18 protein-coding genes and 1 riboswitch are annotated in these 16,124 nt (G+C 51.3%); of the genes, 8 read left to right on the top strand and 10 right to left on the bottom strand.

Annotation, left to right across the window (positions count from 1 at the left end):
• Positions 1 to 43: 43 nt before the first annotated feature.
• The 3 genes from KB559_RS19400 to KB559_RS19390 all read left to right on the top strand — a co-directional run bounded on the left by KB559_RS19400 (position 44) and on the right by KB559_RS19390 (position 4,050).
• Positions 44 to 811, top strand: coding sequence for an electron transfer flavoprotein subunit beta/FixA family protein (locus tag KB559_RS19400; protein ID WP_211024111.1), 768 nt, complete (start codon positions 44 to 46; stop codon positions 809 to 811).
• A gap of 42 nt (positions 812 to 853) precedes the next feature.
• Positions 854 to 1,828 carry an electron transfer flavoprotein subunit alpha/FixB family protein gene (locus KB559_RS19395; RefSeq protein ID WP_211024109.1) on the top strand — a complete coding sequence of 325 codons (975 nt, stop codon included), beginning with the start codon at positions 854 to 856 and terminating at the stop codon, positions 1,826 to 1,828.
• 404 nt (positions 1,829 to 2,232) lie between these two features.
• Positions 2,233 to 4,050, top strand: a complete 1,818-nt coding sequence (locus KB559_RS19390; protein WP_211024107.1) for an SgrR family transcriptional regulator — start codon at positions 2,233 to 2,235, stop codon at positions 4,048 to 4,050.
• Positions 4,051 to 4,114: 64 nt separating this feature from the next.
• On the opposite strand, the gene KB559_RS19385 is transcribed toward KB559_RS19390, so the two are convergent.
• On the bottom strand, positions 4,115 to 4,711 hold the full coding sequence (locus KB559_RS19385) for a nitroreductase family protein (protein ID WP_211024105.1): 597 nt from the start codon (positions 4,709 to 4,711) through the stop codon (positions 4,115 to 4,117).
• A gap of 186 nt (positions 4,712 to 4,897) precedes the next feature.
• On the opposite strand from KB559_RS19385, the gene KB559_RS19380 reads away from it, so the two are divergent.
• Together KB559_RS19380 and KB559_RS19375 are read left to right on the top strand one after the other, a co-directional pair.
• Positions 4,898 to 6,052, top strand: a complete 1,155-nt coding sequence (locus tag KB559_RS19380; protein WP_211024103.1) for a DUF4062 domain-containing protein — start codon at positions 4,898 to 4,900, stop codon at positions 6,050 to 6,052.
• Positions 6,049 to 6,240 carry a hypothetical protein gene (locus KB559_RS19375; protein ID WP_211024101.1) on the top strand — a complete coding sequence of 64 codons (192 nt, stop codon included), beginning with the start codon at positions 6,049 to 6,051 and terminating at the stop codon, positions 6,238 to 6,240. The genes KB559_RS19380 and KB559_RS19375 overlap by 4 nt, the downstream gene beginning before the upstream one ends.
• A 68-nt stretch (positions 6,241 to 6,308) precedes the next feature.
• Here the strand turns inward: KB559_RS19375 and KB559_RS19370 are convergent, their stop codons facing one another.
• The 7 genes from KB559_RS19370 to KB559_RS19340 all read right to left on the bottom strand — a co-directional run bounded on the left by KB559_RS19370 (position 6,309) and on the right by KB559_RS19340 (position 11,437).
• Positions 6,309 to 6,623: a DMT family transporter gene (locus KB559_RS19370; protein ID WP_211024099.1), complete on the bottom strand. Its 315-nt coding sequence runs from the start codon at positions 6,621 to 6,623 to the stop codon at positions 6,309 to 6,311.
• 1 nt (position 6,624) lies between these two features.
• Positions 6,625 to 6,963 (bottom strand): DMT family transporter, encoded by a 339-nt coding sequence (locus KB559_RS19365; protein WP_211024097.1) that lies wholly within the window; start codon positions 6,961 to 6,963, stop codon positions 6,625 to 6,627.
• Positions 6,964 to 7,047: 84 nt separating this feature from the next.
• Positions 7,048 to 7,149, bottom strand: a riboswitch (guanidine-I (ykkC/yxkD leader).
• 43 nt (positions 7,150 to 7,192) lie between these two features.
• Entirely contained in the window at positions 7,193 to 7,381 is a 189-nt protein-coding gene (locus KB559_RS19360) for a hypothetical protein (protein ID WP_211024095.1), read from the bottom strand.
• Complete coding sequence (locus KB559_RS19355; protein ID WP_211024093.1) at positions 7,378 to 8,796, bottom strand: sensor histidine kinase; 1,419 nt, start codon at positions 8,794 to 8,796, stop codon at positions 7,378 to 7,380. Before KB559_RS19355 ends, KB559_RS19360 begins: the two co-directional genes overlap by 4 nt.
• On the bottom strand, positions 8,793 to 9,497 hold the full coding sequence (locus KB559_RS19350) for a response regulator transcription factor (protein ID WP_211024091.1): 705 nt from the start codon (positions 9,495 to 9,497) through the stop codon (positions 8,793 to 8,795). Before KB559_RS19350 ends, KB559_RS19355 begins: the two co-directional genes overlap by 4 nt.
• A 382-nt stretch (positions 9,498 to 9,879) precedes the next feature.
• A complete protein-coding gene (locus KB559_RS19345) occupies positions 9,880 to 10,128 on the bottom strand; it encodes a hypothetical protein (RefSeq protein ID WP_211024089.1) in 249 nt (82 codons plus the stop codon).
• An 82-nt stretch (positions 10,129 to 10,210) separates the two neighbouring features.
• Positions 10,211 to 11,437, bottom strand: coding sequence for a cell wall-binding repeat-containing protein (locus KB559_RS19340; protein WP_211024087.1), 1,227 nt, complete (start codon positions 11,435 to 11,437; stop codon positions 10,211 to 10,213).
• Positions 11,438 to 11,630: 193 nt separating this feature from the next.
• Between KB559_RS19340 and namA the strand changes: the two genes are divergently transcribed.
• The 3 genes from namA (at position 11,631) to KB559_RS19325 (ending at position 14,303) form a co-directional block, all read left to right on the top strand.
• Positions 11,631 to 12,641, top strand: a complete 1,011-nt coding sequence (gene namA, locus KB559_RS19335; RefSeq protein WP_211024085.1) for an NADPH dehydrogenase NamA — start codon at positions 11,631 to 11,633, stop codon at positions 12,639 to 12,641.
• Between the two features lie 73 nt (positions 12,642 to 12,714).
• Entirely contained in the window at positions 12,715 to 13,455 is a 741-nt protein-coding gene (locus KB559_RS19330; RefSeq protein ID WP_211024083.1) for a futalosine hydrolase, read from the top strand.
• Positions 13,452 to 14,303, top strand: coding sequence for a 1,4-dihydroxy-6-naphtoate synthase (locus KB559_RS19325; RefSeq protein ID WP_211024081.1), 852 nt, complete (start codon positions 13,452 to 13,454; stop codon positions 14,301 to 14,303). Before KB559_RS19330 ends, KB559_RS19325 begins: the two co-directional genes overlap by 4 nt.
• Positions 14,304 to 14,707: 404 nt before the next feature.
• On the opposite strand, the gene KB559_RS19320 is transcribed toward KB559_RS19325, so the two are convergent.
• Together KB559_RS19320 and fosB are read right to left on the bottom strand one after the other, a co-directional pair.
• Positions 14,708 to 15,589 carry a radical SAM/SPASM domain-containing protein gene (locus KB559_RS19320; protein WP_211024079.1) on the bottom strand — a complete coding sequence of 294 codons (882 nt, stop codon included), beginning with the start codon at positions 15,587 to 15,589 and terminating at the stop codon, positions 14,708 to 14,710.
• 101 nt (positions 15,590 to 15,690) lie between these two features.
• Positions 15,691 to 16,110, bottom strand: coding sequence for a metallothiol transferase FosB (gene fosB, locus KB559_RS19315; protein WP_211024077.1), 420 nt, complete (start codon positions 16,108 to 16,110; stop codon positions 15,691 to 15,693).
• Between the last annotated feature and the right edge of the window lie 14 nt (positions 16,111 to 16,124).

Here is a 16,124-nt window from a genome sequence, read left to right as displayed (position 1 = left end):
AAGGTTGTCTCAATAATGATCATTTTGAGAGGAGACGTGCCTGATGAACATTTACGTAATTCTGAAGCAGACCTTTGATACGGAGGAAAAAGTCGTTATTCAAAACGGTGAGATTCTTGATGACGGTGTGAAGTACATTATTAATCCGTACGACGAGTATGCCGTGGAAGAAGCTCTTCGGCTAAAAGAACAGCATGGCGGTACCGTGATCGTCGTATCCGTAGGACCGGATCGGACCGCCGAGGCGCTGCGAACCGCACTGGCGATGGGCGCCGATGAGGCGGTGCTGATCTCTGACCCGTCGATCCGAACCGATGAGTCCGGTATCGCCGCCCTGCTCGCCTCCTACTTCGGAAGCCAAAGCTATGACCTTATTCTCGGCGGCTACTTCTCCGTCGACAACGGCGCGGGACAGGTCGCTGTCCGGTTGGCCCAACTGCTGGACATTCCTCATGCTTCCGCGATCGTGAAGCTGGATGTTTCCGGCGGGCAGGCCGTCGCCGTCCGTGACGCGGAAGGTGACAGCGAAACCGTTGAAATATCCCTTCCTGCGCTGTTCACTGCCCAACAGGGCCTGAATGAGCCGCGGTATCCCTCCCTGCCCGGCATCATGAAAGCCAAGAAAAAGCCGTTTCAACAGCTCGGCTTGAATGAGCTTGGCATCGATGCGGAATCCATCGTCCCCAAGACCGAACGGATCGAGCTTTTCAACCCGCCGGAGCGCAAAGCGGGGATCATTTTGCAAGGCGGATTGGCCGAACAAGCTGCTGAGCTGGTTCGACTGTTGAAGACCGAAGCGAAGGTTCTATAGCTGATGAAAGCGTCAACGTCTACTTATTGAGGAGGGATATTCATGAGTAAAACGTTTATGGTCGTAGCGGAAACGCGTGACGGAAAATTGCGCCAGGTTTCTTTGGAAGCGCTTCAGGCCGCGGAATTGGCAAAAGAAGACGGCGATCAAGTGACCGCCGTTCTGCTCGGATATGAACTTGAAGGACCCGCGGAAGAGCTGGCCCGTTGTTTTCAAGGACGGGTTCTCGTCGTGGATCACCCGGATTTAAAGTCCTATTTGGCGGAAACCTATATTTCCGCGCTCTCTCAAGTCTTGAGCTCCATAACCCCTGACTTGGTTCTGTTCGGTCATACGACCGTTGGCCGCGACCTCGCCCCGCAAGTCGCTTCCCGCCTCCAGGCCGGTCAGATCTCCGATGTAACGGCGATCGAAAATTCTGGCGGCGATATCATTTATACTCGCCCGGTCTATGCGGGTAAAGGCTTCGAGAAGAAGCGGTTCATTGGAGGATCCGGCATCATTACCCTGCGCCCCAACAACATTCCGCCCGCCGGACCGGCTTCCTCCCCGGCTGAAATCACCGCTTTCGATTATGCACCTGCGTCTTCCCTGCGCTCGGTGATCAAGGATGTGGTCCGTAAAGCGACGGGAAAAATCGATTTGACCGAGGCGAAGGTCGTCATCTCCGGCGGACGCGGGGTCAAGAGCGCCGAGGGCTTCAAGCCGCTCGAAGATCTGGCCGAGGTGCTGCATGGAGCTGTCGGTGCTTCCCGCGGCGCCTGCGATGCTGGCTACTGCGATTATGCCCTCCAAATCGGGCAAACCGGAAAGGTTGTGACGCCCGAAATTTATATTGCCTGCGGGATTAGCGGCGCTATTCAGCACCTCGCCGGCATGAGCCAGTCACGCGTTATTATCGCGATTAACAAAGACCCGGAGGCGCCGATCTTTAAAGTTGCCGATTATGGCATCGTCGGCGATCTGTTCGAAGTTGTTCCTCTTTTAACCCAGGAATTCAAACAGGCCCTGGCTTGATTTCTTAAATAAATACACTATGGGGAATTTTTCATACCCGGCATTATTCCCAGAAACCTGGTCATCCAGGTTTTCTTTTTTTTCCCGAGGCGGTACGTCATCCTCCGCTCCCTGCATTCATTCCTGACCTGTGCGATACTGACTTTCGGATTATGAAATGTCTTCAATTCCAGTTCTCTTCTGTAAAATTCTTCGTAACTCAACTTGCCCCTCTCCCTTCCCACTCCATCGCTGTTCCGCTATGATATTTGTTACCATTATCTGCTATGAAATCAGGAAGAAAAAGTGTACACTATGTAAAACGCGTTTCCCCTTTTAACGTGCAAAGGCCGATGACACAAGGAAAAATGACAGTTGGACATTGCATTTCGGGGGATGACCGGATTGCTTTGGGGAGGTGTTATATGCTTACGGCAGAACGTTACATTACGCTGCTAAACCACTTTGCCGGGCCGGTGTCCGGAGAGCAGGATGAGTATGAAGCGACGCTTGAAGATTTAACCGAGCTCTTTCATTGTACGGAGCGGAACGTGAAACTGATCGTCCGCAAGCTTCAGGAGGAGGAATTGATTTGCTGGCTACCTGGTCGTGGCCGCGGTAACCGTTCCCGGATTCGTTTTATGGTCAATCGGGATCTGTTTCTGCTGGAGTTTGCCAAGCGGCTTGCGCAAAAAGGGGAATACCGGTCGGCTTTCGAGTTCCTGCATCAGTTCGAAGAGGATAAGACTATTTTGGACCAGTTTATTAAATGGTTGAATGACCAGTTCGGCGTGGAAAAAATCACCGCGGATGCCCAGGGAAAGGACGTATTCCGTCTCCCCGTTTATCGCTCTCCCGTCTCGCTGGACCCGTCGATGCTTTTTTTCGGATTTGATTCCCATCTGGTACGGCAATTGTTCGACCGGCTGGTGGAATACGACTCTGAGCGTGAGGAAATCATGCCGAGAATCGCCCATCACTGGGAACATAACGATTCGGGCACCGAATGGACTTTTTATTTGCGCAAAGGGATTCAGTTCCATCATGGCAAGGTTCTAGCCGCAGAGGATGTGGTTTTTACCTTGGAACGATTGCGGACCTCGATGAATTCCTGGCTGGTCAACATGATGAATAGCGTAGAAGCAATTGACACCAGAACCGTAAAAGTCACCCTACGGCAACCCAACTGGCTGTTTCCCCGCTTAATGTGCTCTTCCTGCGCCTCCATCGTACCTTCGGATTTATCCGCCAAAGAGGAACGGAGCTACTGGAGATTGCCTAGCGGCACGGGGCCGTTCAAAATCGTACATTGGTGCAACAACCGCATAGAATTGGTAGTAAATGATGGGTATTTTATGGGAAGACCTTACTTGGACGGGGTTAAGCTTATTTTTATGCCGGAGAACATCCCTAACGCATCCAAATTAAAATGGGAGCATCTCGTGGCGAATGAATCGCATACTCCAGCGAAAGCTGAGGGAGACTGGCAGCGAATCGAAACGCTCAGCAAAGGATGCAGTCTTATCAGCTGGAACCGAAATAAGGAAGGCCCGCAGCAATCCCTCTCTTTCCGGCAAGCCGTTAATCTGATCATCGACCGCTCGGCCCTGATTCAACATTCCGGAAAATCCGGATATCCCGCAAGGAGTTTCTTACCGAGGGAAGAAGCCGCACTGGGCGTCCATTGGCATGATGCCTCCGCCGCCAAGCGTTTACTTGAGCAATCGGGGTACGACGGCACCCCCTTCGTGCTGATTACCGGGGAATCGGAATGCGAGGATGCGGAGTGGATTCGCCAGCAATGCGCCTCCATTGGTATACCGGTTATCATCCGTTACGAAGAAAAAAGCTCGCTCACCAAAACGGAAACATCCCAGGAGGCGGATGCCTTGCTGATGTGCCTCGTTTTTGCCGATGATGAGGTTTGTGAATTGGAGAGCTTCCTGCAGGAGAACAGCATGATTTATCAGCATCTCGATCCGGGGCTCAGACAGTGGATCTTCGGGATCACTAATGAAATTTTCGCCACTCCGTCCAAAGGAAGGCGCAGCGCCTTGCTTCAGCAGATCGAATACCGGCTGCAGGACGAAGCCCAACTGCTGTTTCTCGTGCACCAGAAGCTCAACACCTACGTTCACCCCTCCATCCGCGGGCTCGTTATCAATAATCTGGGCTGGATGGATTTTAAGGATATCTGGCTCACAAAAAGGAACGAGTCTGAACTCGATGCCCGAAGAGCTTGAAAATGCAAAAAAGCGTTTGACAGCCGAACTGTCAAACGCTTTTTTTCTAAGTATATAATCCTGCTTAATTAAAAACTTTTACGCGGCTTTCGATCGGTGCGAACTGTTTCTCGCCAGGCTCAGCCACGATGCTGCCGAACGGCATTTGAGCCAGCAGTTTCCAGCTCTCAGGCAGGTTCCATTCCTTAGCTACTTGCTCGTCGATCAACGGGTTGTAGTGCTGCAGCGATGCGCCTACGCCTTCGTTTGCCAGAGCCGTCCATACTACAAATTGCAGCATGCCGTTGGATTGATTGGACCATACAGGGAAGTTGTCGGCATAAGCCGCGAATTGCTCCTGCAATCCTTGAATAACGGCTTGATCTTCAAAGAATAAAACGGTGCCGCGTCCGCTGCGGAAAGCGCCCATTTTCTCTTCCGTCGGAGCAAAGCTGTCAGCAGGTACGATTTTACGCAATGTTTCCTTGGTCAAATCCCAAAACTTGTCGTGCTGCTCACCAAACAGAACAACTACTCTTGAACTTTGCGAGTTGAAGGAAGATGGCGTATGATTAACTGCTTCCTCCACGATCTCCTGGATCCGGGATTCCGATACCGGAATATCTTTGCTAATTCCATATACGCTGCGTCTTGTTTTAACTGCATTTAAAAATTGACTCATTAAATTTCTCTCCTTCTTGCTTTTAAATTATTTACTTACGTTTTTTAAGTGACTATGGATAGTATATTACATGAACATAATTTGATTTGCAAGCATGAGATTGCAATAATTAGATTTCCCCCAATCTTTTTTGTTAAGTCTGGGTTATAATGGGAGAAACAAGCACCTTTGGGGGAGGTCACTTTCTTGGCAAGAACTAAAATTTTCATCAGTTCCGTAAATGAAGACGGCCTAAAACCTTTGCGCCGCAACGTTTTCCGGGAGCTTGAAGCCTTGGGGCACGAACCGGTCATGTGGGAAGAAAATTTGGGCCCCTGGCCCGCTCATGTTGACCCCGTGGTCCGCTGTCTGGAAGCGGTGGAGGAATGCGACATCTATCTGCTGTTTATTGGCGGCAAAGCCGGTACATATCATTCAAAAGCGAAGAGAACTGTAACACATATGGAATTCATCAAGGCGCATGAGCAGGAAAAAACGATTCTCGTATTTGGAGACGTCGAGGTCAAAGCCGCTTTCTTCGGGCAGGTCAAGCCTATTCTCGATCAATATATCGACGGTTTTATTAACAAAGAAGAGCGATTTCCAACCCCGTCACATATGATGGAAATGCTACAAGGAGACGAACGGGTTCCGCAAAATATCGATCCTTATGTCTGGTACTTGCTTTATGACATGCTAATGCGGAAAGTGTATATTGACGACTTGTCACTCGGGGTAATGATAGATTGGAAGGTGTATTTCAGCGATCTGCTGCGGAGAGGTTCCCTGTTGCTGCCTTTGGAGGATTCCATTGAGCAGAATGCCGACCGGCTTGACCGGTTTGACGAAGCATTCGAGCTTATGACCGGCTTGTTACCGAATCTGCGCATTTCCGGATTCCGACAAGCCGATAAGTTCCTTGAATTGATTATGCACCGCTTATCCGGCGGGTCGATCGAGCAAACTTATGGGCCCTATATGTCCGAATGCGTTGGGTATTACAGTGATTGCTGTGCAGCCACACTTTACGAGCTCCGTGAAAACGGCCTGAATCTGGTGTCTAAATCGGGAAGCGCGGCTTCCGTCGCCCTGTTTGCACTGGACGATAAGAGCTCTTACGCGGTGCTCACCGTCGATTTAGGCGATCCTGGAGAACAAGTGTTTTTTAAAGAAGCGAAGAGTATGTTCTACCACTGCATCAGGACGGGAAATTATGTCCTTACTCTGCATTATCCGGCCGATCCGGACTGGAATTATAAGAAATTCATCCACTACAAAGAAAGTGTCAACCATGCTATAATGAGTAAAAATCCGCTGATCATCGAAATTATCAAACTTTTTTTGGGAGGAATGCAGCCATGAGTACTGGAGTATTCGTATCCAAGAACGGCCGGGTAAGCAAAGCTGTCGGAATTCAGCCCAAGGAAGCGCTGTTGTTTGCTCCCTTAAATAAAAATTCCTCGCAAATATTGCGTGAACAGCGCACCGCCATGAAACGCAACAACAAACAAATTAAAGACCGATTTGCCCAGGCCTCAAAAAGGGCATAAACACAAACCGCTCTACCGGTTCTTTGACCGAATAGAGCGGTTTTTTTTGTATCTGCGAGATAATGCAATTAGGCCAACAATTTCAGGCCGACGGCTGCGGACAAAACCATCGCGATGAAGATAAGCCGCTTAATATCTTTGGACTCTCCAAAAATAAACATGCCGACCAAAGCGCTACCGACCGTACCCATTCCTGTCCATACGGCGTAGGCGGTCCCCATAGAGATCGACTCCATGGCGAACGAGAGCAGCACCAGACTCAATATAAAGCCTCCGAAAAGTAAGGCAAAAGATTTAAAATCCCGCGACCGGTTTAAGCGGTTGATTCCGGCAACTCCGACGACTTCGCCCAAACCGGCTAGAACTAATAATAGCCATGCCATGTTACTGCACCCCCTTCGTTTGAGGCTCCACGGTAACGATTTTCAATCCGATCACTCCGGATAACAGCAAAAGAATCAGCAACAGCTTCATGATCCGGAACGGTTCCCCGAAAAGCACCATTTCGGCAATTACGGTGCCAGCCGTTCCGATTCCGGTAAATACCGCATAGGCGGTTCCGACCGGCAATTTCTTAGTTGCAAGGATAAGCAAATACATGCTCATGATCAAGGCAAAGCCGGTTCCTGCCCATGACCAGACATCGTGCGAATGCTTTAAACCGATAACCCAGCCGATTTCCAGCAGTCCCGCGACCCAAATGAGATTCCAATAACGTTTCATGATCTTCTCCCCCTCCAGTTTCCGCCGTATATCTTCCCTCTCGGCTAACAAACAATAAGCCCGGGAAGATATCTGGCTTCGATATCCTCCCGGGCTTTTATCCCTCCGTGTCCGCAGAGTATGCTCTGCGTGTTCCCTCTCGGACCAAGACCGGCGAACCGCCGCGGAACCCTAGGGAACAAAGTGACACTAATATTACACGATTTGGCTAACCCGGTCAAGAGGGCGGTTACTTTTTCCTAAACAGGCCAATAAGCATATATAACACGAAAATAGCAACCCCGCCGATTATAACACAACGAATGAAACGAACACCCACCGCCATCCAATCACTCCGGAACGAAGAAGCCGATACGAACAAGCACAGGATGCCCAACAGCATAACGGCTACAGGCAATAGCCACTCGAATTTCTTCATCGCGGAGTTCCTCCCGTTTCTTCCGCCGGCGAAGGAAATGGAAATGTGACTTCAAACCGGCTTCCCGTTCCTGGTGTGCTTATCACATAGATCTCCCCGCCTTGCAATTCCACAAGTTTTTTAACGATGGACAGACCAAGTCCGGTTCCTCCAAACTTTCGGGATCTGGATTTTTCCACGCGGTAGAAGCGTTCGAATATCAACGACAATTCATTCTCGGGAATTCCCACTCCCGTATCCTCCACAGCAAATAGCAACCGGCTCTCTCTCGTGTCAACGGTGACAATGATCGAGCCTTCTTCCGTGTAACTTATCGCATTGTCGAGCAGATTGATCACGATCTGTTCCATTCTCAGCCCATCCCCTCGCAGCCGCGGAAGCGGGCCATGGCAATCCAGCTTGAGCTCCAGCCCCTTTTGTTTGGCCCTCCACTCTATTTTGTGGACGGCCTGCTCCACGATTTCCTCGAACTCCAACAGGTCCGGTTGCAGTTCAATCCGGCCTTCTTCCATTTTGGCCAGTTCAAACAAATCATTGACCAGCCGTTGCAGGCGAAGGCTCTCCTGCTCGATAATCCCGAGGTATAGATCCCGCTCTTCATCGGTCTCATACAGCCGGTTCTTCAGTACCTTGGCATACCCCTCGAGATAAGTTATCGGAGTGCGGAGCTCATGTGAGATATTGGCAAAAAACTCCTGCTGGGAATCCCGGTACCTTTGCAAATGTGCCGCCAGATCATTGATGGATTCCGCAAGGGAACCCACCTCATCCCTACTGGATATATCCAGCCGGGTCTCCAGCTCCCCTGCCGCGATTTTTCGCGTGGCACGCTGCATTTGAAGTAAAGGCCGCGACAGGATCTGCGCAATCAACCACGTGATTCCAAGCGCTAGCAAAAACGCCCCAAGCCCCGCCAAAACCAGCAACTGGCGAACATTGCGAAGTGAAGATTCCATATGAGATGAAGAGGCCAGAACATAAAGGGCTTCCGTTGGACCGTCTCCATGGCTGACAGGCATCCCGATCATAAAAAAACGCTGGCCACGGTCATCCGTATATTCCTCCCGAACCTTACTTCCTGAAAGAATCGAGGAGACATCTTCCGATTGAATAAATGACCGGTCAGCCGGAATATGCCGTCCCGAATGAAGTACAATGTTCTCTTTTCCATCTACATAAAAAACGCTGACTTCAGAAAATTCAGCAAAGTCCTTGATCATTTCCTGGGTCGTCGTGTTCGGAGAGGAAGCCATGGCTACCATATGCTTGGACAGTTCTTCTACCCTTGTCGTCATCTCGGTACGATAGAAGTTGGAGAACATCACGTCAAGAGCAAGGCCAAGCGCTACCAGAACGACCAAGAATACAGCCACTATAATTAAACCCAGCTTTTTTCCGATCCGGTTGCTGATCATGGTCCTGTGTCACCGTCAAAAAACTTATAGCCGATCCCCCAGATGGTCTGAATGGGATTGTATTCCAATCCGGCTTTACTCGTCTTTTCCCTTATATTCTTCACATGGGTATCCACGACCCGGGGGTCGCCAAAATAATCGTTCCCCCACACCCGTTCCACCAGCTCTTCTCTAGGAAATGCACGTTTCCCGGATTCAGCCAGAGCAACCAGAAGATCGAATTCCTTCGGGGTGAAATCTACCGGCCGGTCTTTGACATAGACCTGACGGCCTTCCGGCAAGATCAGCAGATCGGTAAACCTCAGCTTGAACTCAGGCTGGACCGCCTGCTTATTTACGACAGACCTGCGGATCAAGGAGTAAATGCGGGCGATCAGTTCCTCCGGTTCAAACGGCTTCGTCAAATAATCATCCGCCCCAAGTCCCAAGCCGCGTACTTTATCCTTCGTCTCCGAGCGGGCGGTCAGCATAAGGACGGGAACCTGGCTGCGGGCCCGGATTCCTTGGCAAACCTGCCACCCGTCCATATCGGGCATCATCACATCGAGCAGGACGATGTCGAATTCCTCCCTGTCGATCCACGCCAGCGCCTCATGCCCGTTCGAGGCTTCCTTTGCCTCAAAGCCTTCCTTTAGCAAGTAAATACGGAGCAGATTCCGCATATTCCATTCATCATCCACGATGAGTACCTTTAACTTCATAAGCCATGTCACCTGCTACTATCGATTTCGAAATATGTATATATTATATCTGATAATTATGTAGAAAAAATGTAGCATGTTGAGCGGATGGGACGGCCTCCGTCTCGGCCTCGCCAGGTTTATATCTATCCTAACGGACACAGCGGCCGTTATTTGGGCAAAATAAATCGGTTATGAATTCTAACGGACACCTCAGCGTTTATTAAGGCGCTTTTAGCCAGTTGGGCTCCCTTTTTCATCGAATAAGGTCTCGTGTGTCCGTTAGATTTTCAAAACAGCGAATTTGCTGAAGATAACGGCTCTGGTGTCCGTTAGAAGTTGCGGTTTCAACAAAAAAGCCCCGGCACCAACCCCGGAGCTCTTTTGTTGAATCATCATCAGATCACAAATTGGAGGTATCGTCAAAGCGGTACGCGCTTTGCATCATAGTCCCGCTTTGCTGCATTCCATTTCCCTGATGGCAGTTTTGATACATTTGATTGAGCTCTCCCTCGGACAGCTGTGGATGCATCTTTTGCATGAACGGCAGCATGTCCCGGAATGAAGGAGTCCCGTCCGCCGCATAAACGGCAGTTCCGATCCCTAGCGTCAACAGGATGGCTCCCAAGCCGGCAATCCATTTTTTGTTCACAGTGTTTCGCCTCCTTAGACCCCATATTACTTAATAAGTTTGTGGTTTTTGTGGGGACCGTGTGAAAACGCCGTGAGCAAAACTAATGTCCCATGCTTCCGTGTCCTTCGCCTTTAGCGGATACGATTTCGAGCATCTCGTCGATCTCGGCCTGTGCCGCATAGGTCAGGTCCTCTTCATTCCCTGTCAGCCAAGCATGATTGTAAGGACCCTCCGCCGGACTATGCTCATACTTGGGCTGAATGGACATGACATAGTCCATCACGGAGCCGGGCATCTTGTCCTTGTCCGTAAAAATGAGCGGAGCATGCTTGCCGAGATGGGAAAACGGTGCCGCCGCTATGGCAAGTTCTATCTTCCCCTTATTCAGGAAGGACAAATTATGGCCCGGTGTCGTAATGCCCCAGCCAAAGCCGGTTTCCGGGTCTTTGAATTTTGCAAAAGCGATCGCGTTCTCATAGACATCATCACCAGCGATTCGCGTTACTTTTCCGTAGTTCTCTAATTTGCTCTCAACATCCTTCGAAACGGCCGCTTCGGGTCCGATCAAATAAATATGAGCCTGGCCGTTTCTTTTTTTCAACGCTTTCTCCGTTTCCGCCGGAATGGCGTCTTTCGTTACATAGAGAAGCGGCTCCGGCATATGGGCAATCCAATTGACTGCGGGAAGCGTATATTCCGGATTATCCAAGGAGCCCACAACGACGGATTTTGGAAGCTCGCCGGCGGCTTCTGCGTAATAAGCGTCAATGGCTTCCGCGACGGCCGCAGGCTCGTCCCCTTGAATATGATCAAATTTGAGCTTCATTTGCTTTAATTCAACCTTTACGGCTTCAGAGACGGGACCAACAAGCACGGCTTGAACTCCGCGATTGCTTTCCGCCCCTGTAGGTGCGAGGCGCTTCAGTTCATCAGCTGTAACCCTCGGTAACCCGTCCTTTGTCACGAACAATATCGGCCCGTTGTTGGGATGGTGAACCAGATCGGCACTGGCAGCCGCGATTCCCCAGTTTCCGGGATCCACCAGTACCACGCTTCCCGGAGTATTGCTCTTGGCGGTTGCGGGCCATAACGACCTCGACACCAAAACCGCTGCTTCAGCCGGATCCGATGAATTGACCCTGGTAGTATTTTTGGTTGCGATCCAAGGGGCTTGCCCTTGTCCACCCCCTTCTTCTGCGGCCGCGGCCTTCACTGCATTGCTATTGCTCCCCTCCGCGCCGCTGCCGGCCGATGACTGGCATCCGGCGATCACAACGCCGGTGAGTAAGAGTAAGGATAGGCCGATCGTCCATTTTTTATTGTTCATAATAAATCCCTCCATTTTCCATATTTCCATATTTCCGGCCTTATAAACTTACCCCGAATGTATGGAGAAACTGTGAAGCGAATATGGAGATTTCGCAGGGTCGACTTGTATCACCGATTTCTTTGATCTAACATAGACACAGAGGGATTGAGATCTACTCCATATAGACTTAGATAAACAAAGGAGCGAAATCATGAACAACAAACTATTCACACCGTACACCATAAAAAATGTCACTTTAAAAAACCGTATCGTCATGTCCCCAATGTGCATGTACTCTTCCCCGAACAAAGACGGGAAAATCGCAGATTGGCACCGGATCCATTATGCAACCCGGGCCGTCGGCGGCGTGGGTCTGATCGTTGTTGAAGCGACGGCTGTTCTGCCGGAAGGCCGGATTTCTTATCGGGATTTGGGCATCTGGAACGATGAACATGTCACCGGCTTAAAAGAAATTACGGACCTGATTCACCAAAACGGAGCCAAAGCGGCGATTCAGCTTGCCCATGCCGGCCGGAAAGCCGAGCTGGACGAGCCGATTTATGCTCCGTCGGCCATTCCTTTTCCGGGAATGCAAACACCTGTCGAGGCTGATGGTGATTACATACAGAAGGTTGTCGGCGCATTCAAGGATGCAGCCCGCCGGGCGAAGGAAGCCGGATTTGATATTATTGAGCTGCACGGCGCCCACGGTTACCTGATTAATCAATTTCTGTCCCCGCTAGCCAACCATAGACAGGATCAATACGGCGGCAGCGCGGACGGGCGATATCGGCTGCTCGGTGAAATCATTGAGGCGGTTAAGACCGTATGGGACGGTCCGATCTTCGTACGCGTCTCCGCTAATGAATATGACGAAAACGGAAATACGCTCGACCAATATATTGAATACGCACGTAAAATGAAAACCCAAGGCGTAGATTTGATCGACTGCAGCTCTGGCGCTGTAGTGCCTGCAAAAATCAACGTCTTTCCCGGTTACCAGGTAGATTTATCCGATCAAATCCGCAGCCAGGCCGGCATCGCAACCGGAGCCGTCGGTTTGATCACCAATACCGCTCAAGCCGAAGAGATTCTAGGCAATGAACGAGCTGATTTGATATTCCTCGGACGGGAATTGCTCCGCAATCCGTATTGGGCTTTAAATGCCGCCAAGGAACTCGGCGCCGAGATCGACCGGCCTCAGCAATATGGGAGAGCCTGATCCCACCGTTAATTCCATTGAAGCGTTAATGAAAGATAAGAGAAAGAGGATCACATAAGGAGTTGGCAAAAGAATGACAGATAGAGCAAGCAATCCGTCCATAGGGCGGGACCCGCAAGCGCCAGTCAAGCGGGTTCTTATCATGACCGCGGTCGAGGCGGAACGGGACGCCGTGCTCCGCGGTTTGAGCCGCGCTTCTGCTGCGGGTTCTTCCTCCGCAGCAGAAGCTGGCGGCGAGCCGGCCGTGGACGTGCGGCTGGCCGGGGTCGGGTCTGCACTGGCCGCGGCGGCTACGGCGGCCGAGCTGGCGGCCGGCGCTTACGACCTCGTCGTCAGCGCCGGCATTGGCGGCGGCTTCGAGAGCCGCGCGCCGGTCGGCTCGCTCGTGGTCGCGAGCGAGATCATCGCCGCCGATCTCGGGGCGGAGACGCCGGACGGCTTCTCCAGCGTGGACGAGCTCGGCTTTGGCTCGGCCCGCGTGACCGTCCATGGCGGCCTGGCCGCACGCTGGGCTGATGCTGCTCGGGACGCCGGCCTCCCCGTTTGCCAGGGACCCGTGTTGACCTTGTCCACGGTCACCGGCTCGGCGGCCACGGCGGACCTGTTGGCCGACCGTGTCCCCGGTGCGGCCGCTGAGGCAATGGAAGGCTACGGTGTCGCCGCAGCCGCCCACCGCCTGGGCATTCCCGCGCTGGAAATCCGAGCGATTTCAAACCGCGTCGGCCCGCGCCAGCGCGAGCTGTGGAAGATCGGCGAAGCGCTTCAAGCGCTTGAACAAGCCTGCTCATTACTACCGGAGGTGCTGCAATCATGAATATAGCTTTTTCCCCTTGTCCCAATGACACTTTTGTATTTCATGCCCTGGTGCATGGGCTCATTCCCGGTGCGCCGGAATTTGATGTTACTTACGCGGATATCGACATAACCAACGGCCTCGCAGCCTCTGGCAACGGTCCCGATCTCCTGAAAATTTCATACGCCGCCCTGCCTTGGGTGCTGGACGAGTACGCTTTGCTGCCTTGCGGCGGGGCGCTCGGCCGCGGCTGCGGTCCGCTCGTCCTGACGGCGGACGGCCAGCAAGATCCGGCAGCCCTTGCCGGTAAAAGGGTCGCCGTGCCGAGCGAACGCTCGACCGCCTACCTGCTGTTCCGGTTGTGGGCTGCTCAAAACGTGCCGGGCGGCATCGGTGAAATCGTCGTACTTCCGTTCGACGAAATTATGCCGGCCGTACAACACGGCTCCATCAACGCCGGGCTCGTCATTCATGAAGCCCGGTTCACGTATCCGACCTACGGTCTGCATATGCTCGCCGATCTCGGCAGCTGGTGGGAGTCGGATACCGGCCTTCCCATCCCGCTCGGGGCCATCATCGCCCGGCGCTCGCTGGATTTGGAAGCCGTCTCCGGCTGGATCCGCGCTTCCGTCGAATACGCTTGGGCCCATCCCGAAGCCTCTGCGGAGTACGTACTCCAGCATGCTCAGGAAATGTCCCCGGACGTCACAAAGGCCCACATTAACCTGTACGTCAACGAGTACACGGCGAATCTGGGCGATGACGGCTACGCTGCGATCACGGCTTTGCTTGACCGAGCTGCCCGGGAAGGGCTTGTTCCTGCGGTCGATCTCTCCCGGCTTAAAGCGGGATCCAATGTTACTAAATAACAAATAGGAAATAAAAAACCACCCTGAGGCGAGTATATGTCACAGGGTGGTTTGCTTTAGGTTTGCGCGGTGCTCCCGGCGCGCCTTCATTTCTGCTTATCCTCGTATCTACTGTTTATCCGCATATCAGCCTATCCACTAGCCTGCTTTTGCATCATAGGTTCCATGGCTAACGAACCCTAAAATCGCTATTTATCGTTTTTTTCACTCTTAATGTTTTTAACGAACTCAGTAAACCTTATTTGGCAAAATAACTACCCAATAGACCCATCTTCGCTCAAATAGCGAGTCTGGAGTTCGTTAGCTTCAAAAGCTAATGAAAAATGGGCACATAGCGATGCTCAGATTCGTTAGAACTGTTATATAAAGCAATTCAAATTACTTGCCTAACACTGGCCCACTTCTTACGCCCCGCCAAACCGTTGACGGTATCCGCATTTGCGGCACAATTCCTCCACCGCAATACGGCGCGAGAATCCGTCGTACAACCGGTTCGCCCGTTCACCTTCCACGATTTCCGAGAACGGTGTCTCATAGACATTTCCCAGATTGATGATGCCTTCCCCATCCAGACAGCAAGGAATGACCGTCCCGTCTACAAGGATTCCGGCTTGATTGCGAAGCGCATGGCAAAAACCGCGGCCGTCGTCTTCCTTAGCCCTTAAATCCGGCCAGTCAAATTCATGATCCTGATTTAGGTAAATGCGGTCAGCCAGTTTAATGCCGCTGCCAGGCACCACCTTCTCTTCGATCCGAAAATCCAACCCGAATTCCTTCTCGATCAACTCCAAAGTCGCCCTGTTACGGCTGCGCTCCAGGTTGGTCTCGTTGTCCTTCGTCAAATTCCATAGACGGAACGACACGATCATCTCGGAGGCTGCCGTCGCTTCCCTCACGAAGGACAAAACACTGGTGATATACCCTTCTCTGTCCGTCGATCCCTCATGCCCGTCAAAGCTGTGCAAAGAGAAATTCATCTGCCGGAGCGCCGGCTTACCTAACAGCTTATGAGCGTTTTTGCGAATCAGTGTACCGTTGGTCGTAATGTTGACTTTAAACCCTTTTTCATGACTGATATCCAGCAACTGATCGATTTTGGGATGCAGCAGCGGTTCTCCCTTGACATGAAAATAAATATAATCGGTGTGCGGCTTGATATCATCAAGAATTTTGCTGAAATCCTCCACCGAGATAAATTGAGATTGACGGTGGGTCGGAGGACAAAAACTGCAAGCCAGATTGCAGATACTCGTTGTTTCAATATAGAATTTTTTGAATTTTTTCATAATAACCTTTAACCTGCTTCTCTACGGTATTTTCACACATAGAACCTATTCTATCGTATTTTCTCATTCATCCCAACAGCAAATTTATAGGGGTGGCAGCATTAGTCAAAAAATTGCATGTGCAGCTTGTCCGCCTTGTAGTATTCCATGCGATCCGCCAACGTTCCGGTATGAAATTCAAATTGGTGTCCGTCCGGATCCAAGAAATAAACCGACTTATAATCCCGGGCATCCCGATTGCGCCCCTCCAGTACGACAGCACCCGCCTGCTCCAGTTTATCCTTCCATCGATCCAAGTCTGCTTCCTCGACCGTGAAAGCGATATGCGTATATGTATGGACGTCCCTGTCCCGTTTGACATCTTCCTGATTCAAGGCAATCCAGAGGCCATTGAGGTCAAAATAAGCCAAAGACCTTCCCTTTACAAGCAGCTTGGCATCAAAAACGTTCTGATAAAATAAAATTGACTTTTCCAGATACGATACGGAAAAGCAAAAATGATTTATTCCTTGCAGCTTCATCCTGTTCCCTCCGT

It is taken from the genome of Paenibacillus sp. Marseille-P2973, from assembly GCF_018101095.1.
GTDB classification, from domain to species: Bacteria; Bacillota; Bacilli; order Paenibacillales; family Paenibacillaceae; genus Fontibacillus; species Fontibacillus vini.
Note: the sequence above shows the minus strand (reverse complement) of the source record. Positions and strands in the feature narration are given on the sequence as shown.

Excerpts from the sequence above, each read along its gene's own strand:
- fosB (WP_211024077.1), bottom strand. The coding sequence starts at position 16,110 with ATGAAGCTGCAAGGAATAAATCATTTTTGCTTTTCCGTATCGTATCTG.
- KB559_RS19395 (WP_211024109.1), top strand. The coding sequence starts at position 854 with ATGAGTAAAACGTTTATGGTCGTAGCGGAAACGCGTGACGGAAAATTG.
- KB559_RS19385 (WP_211024105.1), bottom strand. The coding sequence starts at position 4,711 with ATGAGTCAATTTTTAAATGCAGTTAAAACAAGACGCAGCGTATATGGA.
- KB559_RS19330 (WP_211024083.1), top strand. The coding sequence starts at position 12,715 with ATGACAGATAGAGCAAGCAATCCGTCCATAGGGCGGGACCCGCAAGCG.
- KB559_RS19390 (WP_211024107.1), top strand. The coding sequence starts at position 2,233 with ATGCTTACGGCAGAACGTTACATTACGCTGCTAAACCACTTTGCCGGG.
- KB559_RS19365 (WP_211024097.1), bottom strand. The coding sequence starts at position 6,963 with ATGAAACGTTATTGGAATCTCATTTGGGTCGCGGGACTGCTGGAAATC.
- KB559_RS19400 (WP_211024111.1), top strand. The coding sequence starts at position 44 with ATGAACATTTACGTAATTCTGAAGCAGACCTTTGATACGGAGGAAAAA.
- KB559_RS19375 (WP_211024101.1), top strand. The coding sequence starts at position 6,049 with ATGAGTACTGGAGTATTCGTATCCAAGAACGGCCGGGTAAGCAAAGCT.
- KB559_RS19360 (WP_211024095.1), bottom strand. The coding sequence starts at position 7,381 with ATGAAGAAATTCGAGTGGCTATTGCCTGTAGCCGTTATGCTGTTGGGC.
- KB559_RS19355 (WP_211024093.1), bottom strand. The coding sequence starts at position 8,796 with ATGATCAGCAACCGGATCGGAAAAAAGCTGGGTTTAATTATAGTGGCT.
- KB559_RS19350 (WP_211024091.1), bottom strand. The coding sequence starts at position 9,497 with ATGAAGTTAAAGGTACTCATCGTGGATGATGAATGGAATATGCGGAAT.
- KB559_RS19320 (WP_211024079.1), bottom strand. The coding sequence starts at position 15,589 with ATGAAAAAATTCAAAAAATTCTATATTGAAACAACGAGTATCTGCAAT.
- namA (WP_211024085.1), top strand. The coding sequence starts at position 11,631 with ATGAACAACAAACTATTCACACCGTACACCATAAAAAATGTCACTTTA.
- KB559_RS19370 (WP_211024099.1), bottom strand. The coding sequence starts at position 6,623 with ATGGCATGGCTATTATTAGTTCTAGCCGGTTTGGGCGAAGTCGTCGGA.
- KB559_RS19325 (WP_211024081.1), top strand. The coding sequence starts at position 13,452 with ATGAATATAGCTTTTTCCCCTTGTCCCAATGACACTTTTGTATTTCAT.
- KB559_RS19340 (WP_211024087.1), bottom strand. The coding sequence starts at position 11,437 with ATGAACAATAAAAAATGGACGATCGGCCTATCCTTACTCTTACTCACC.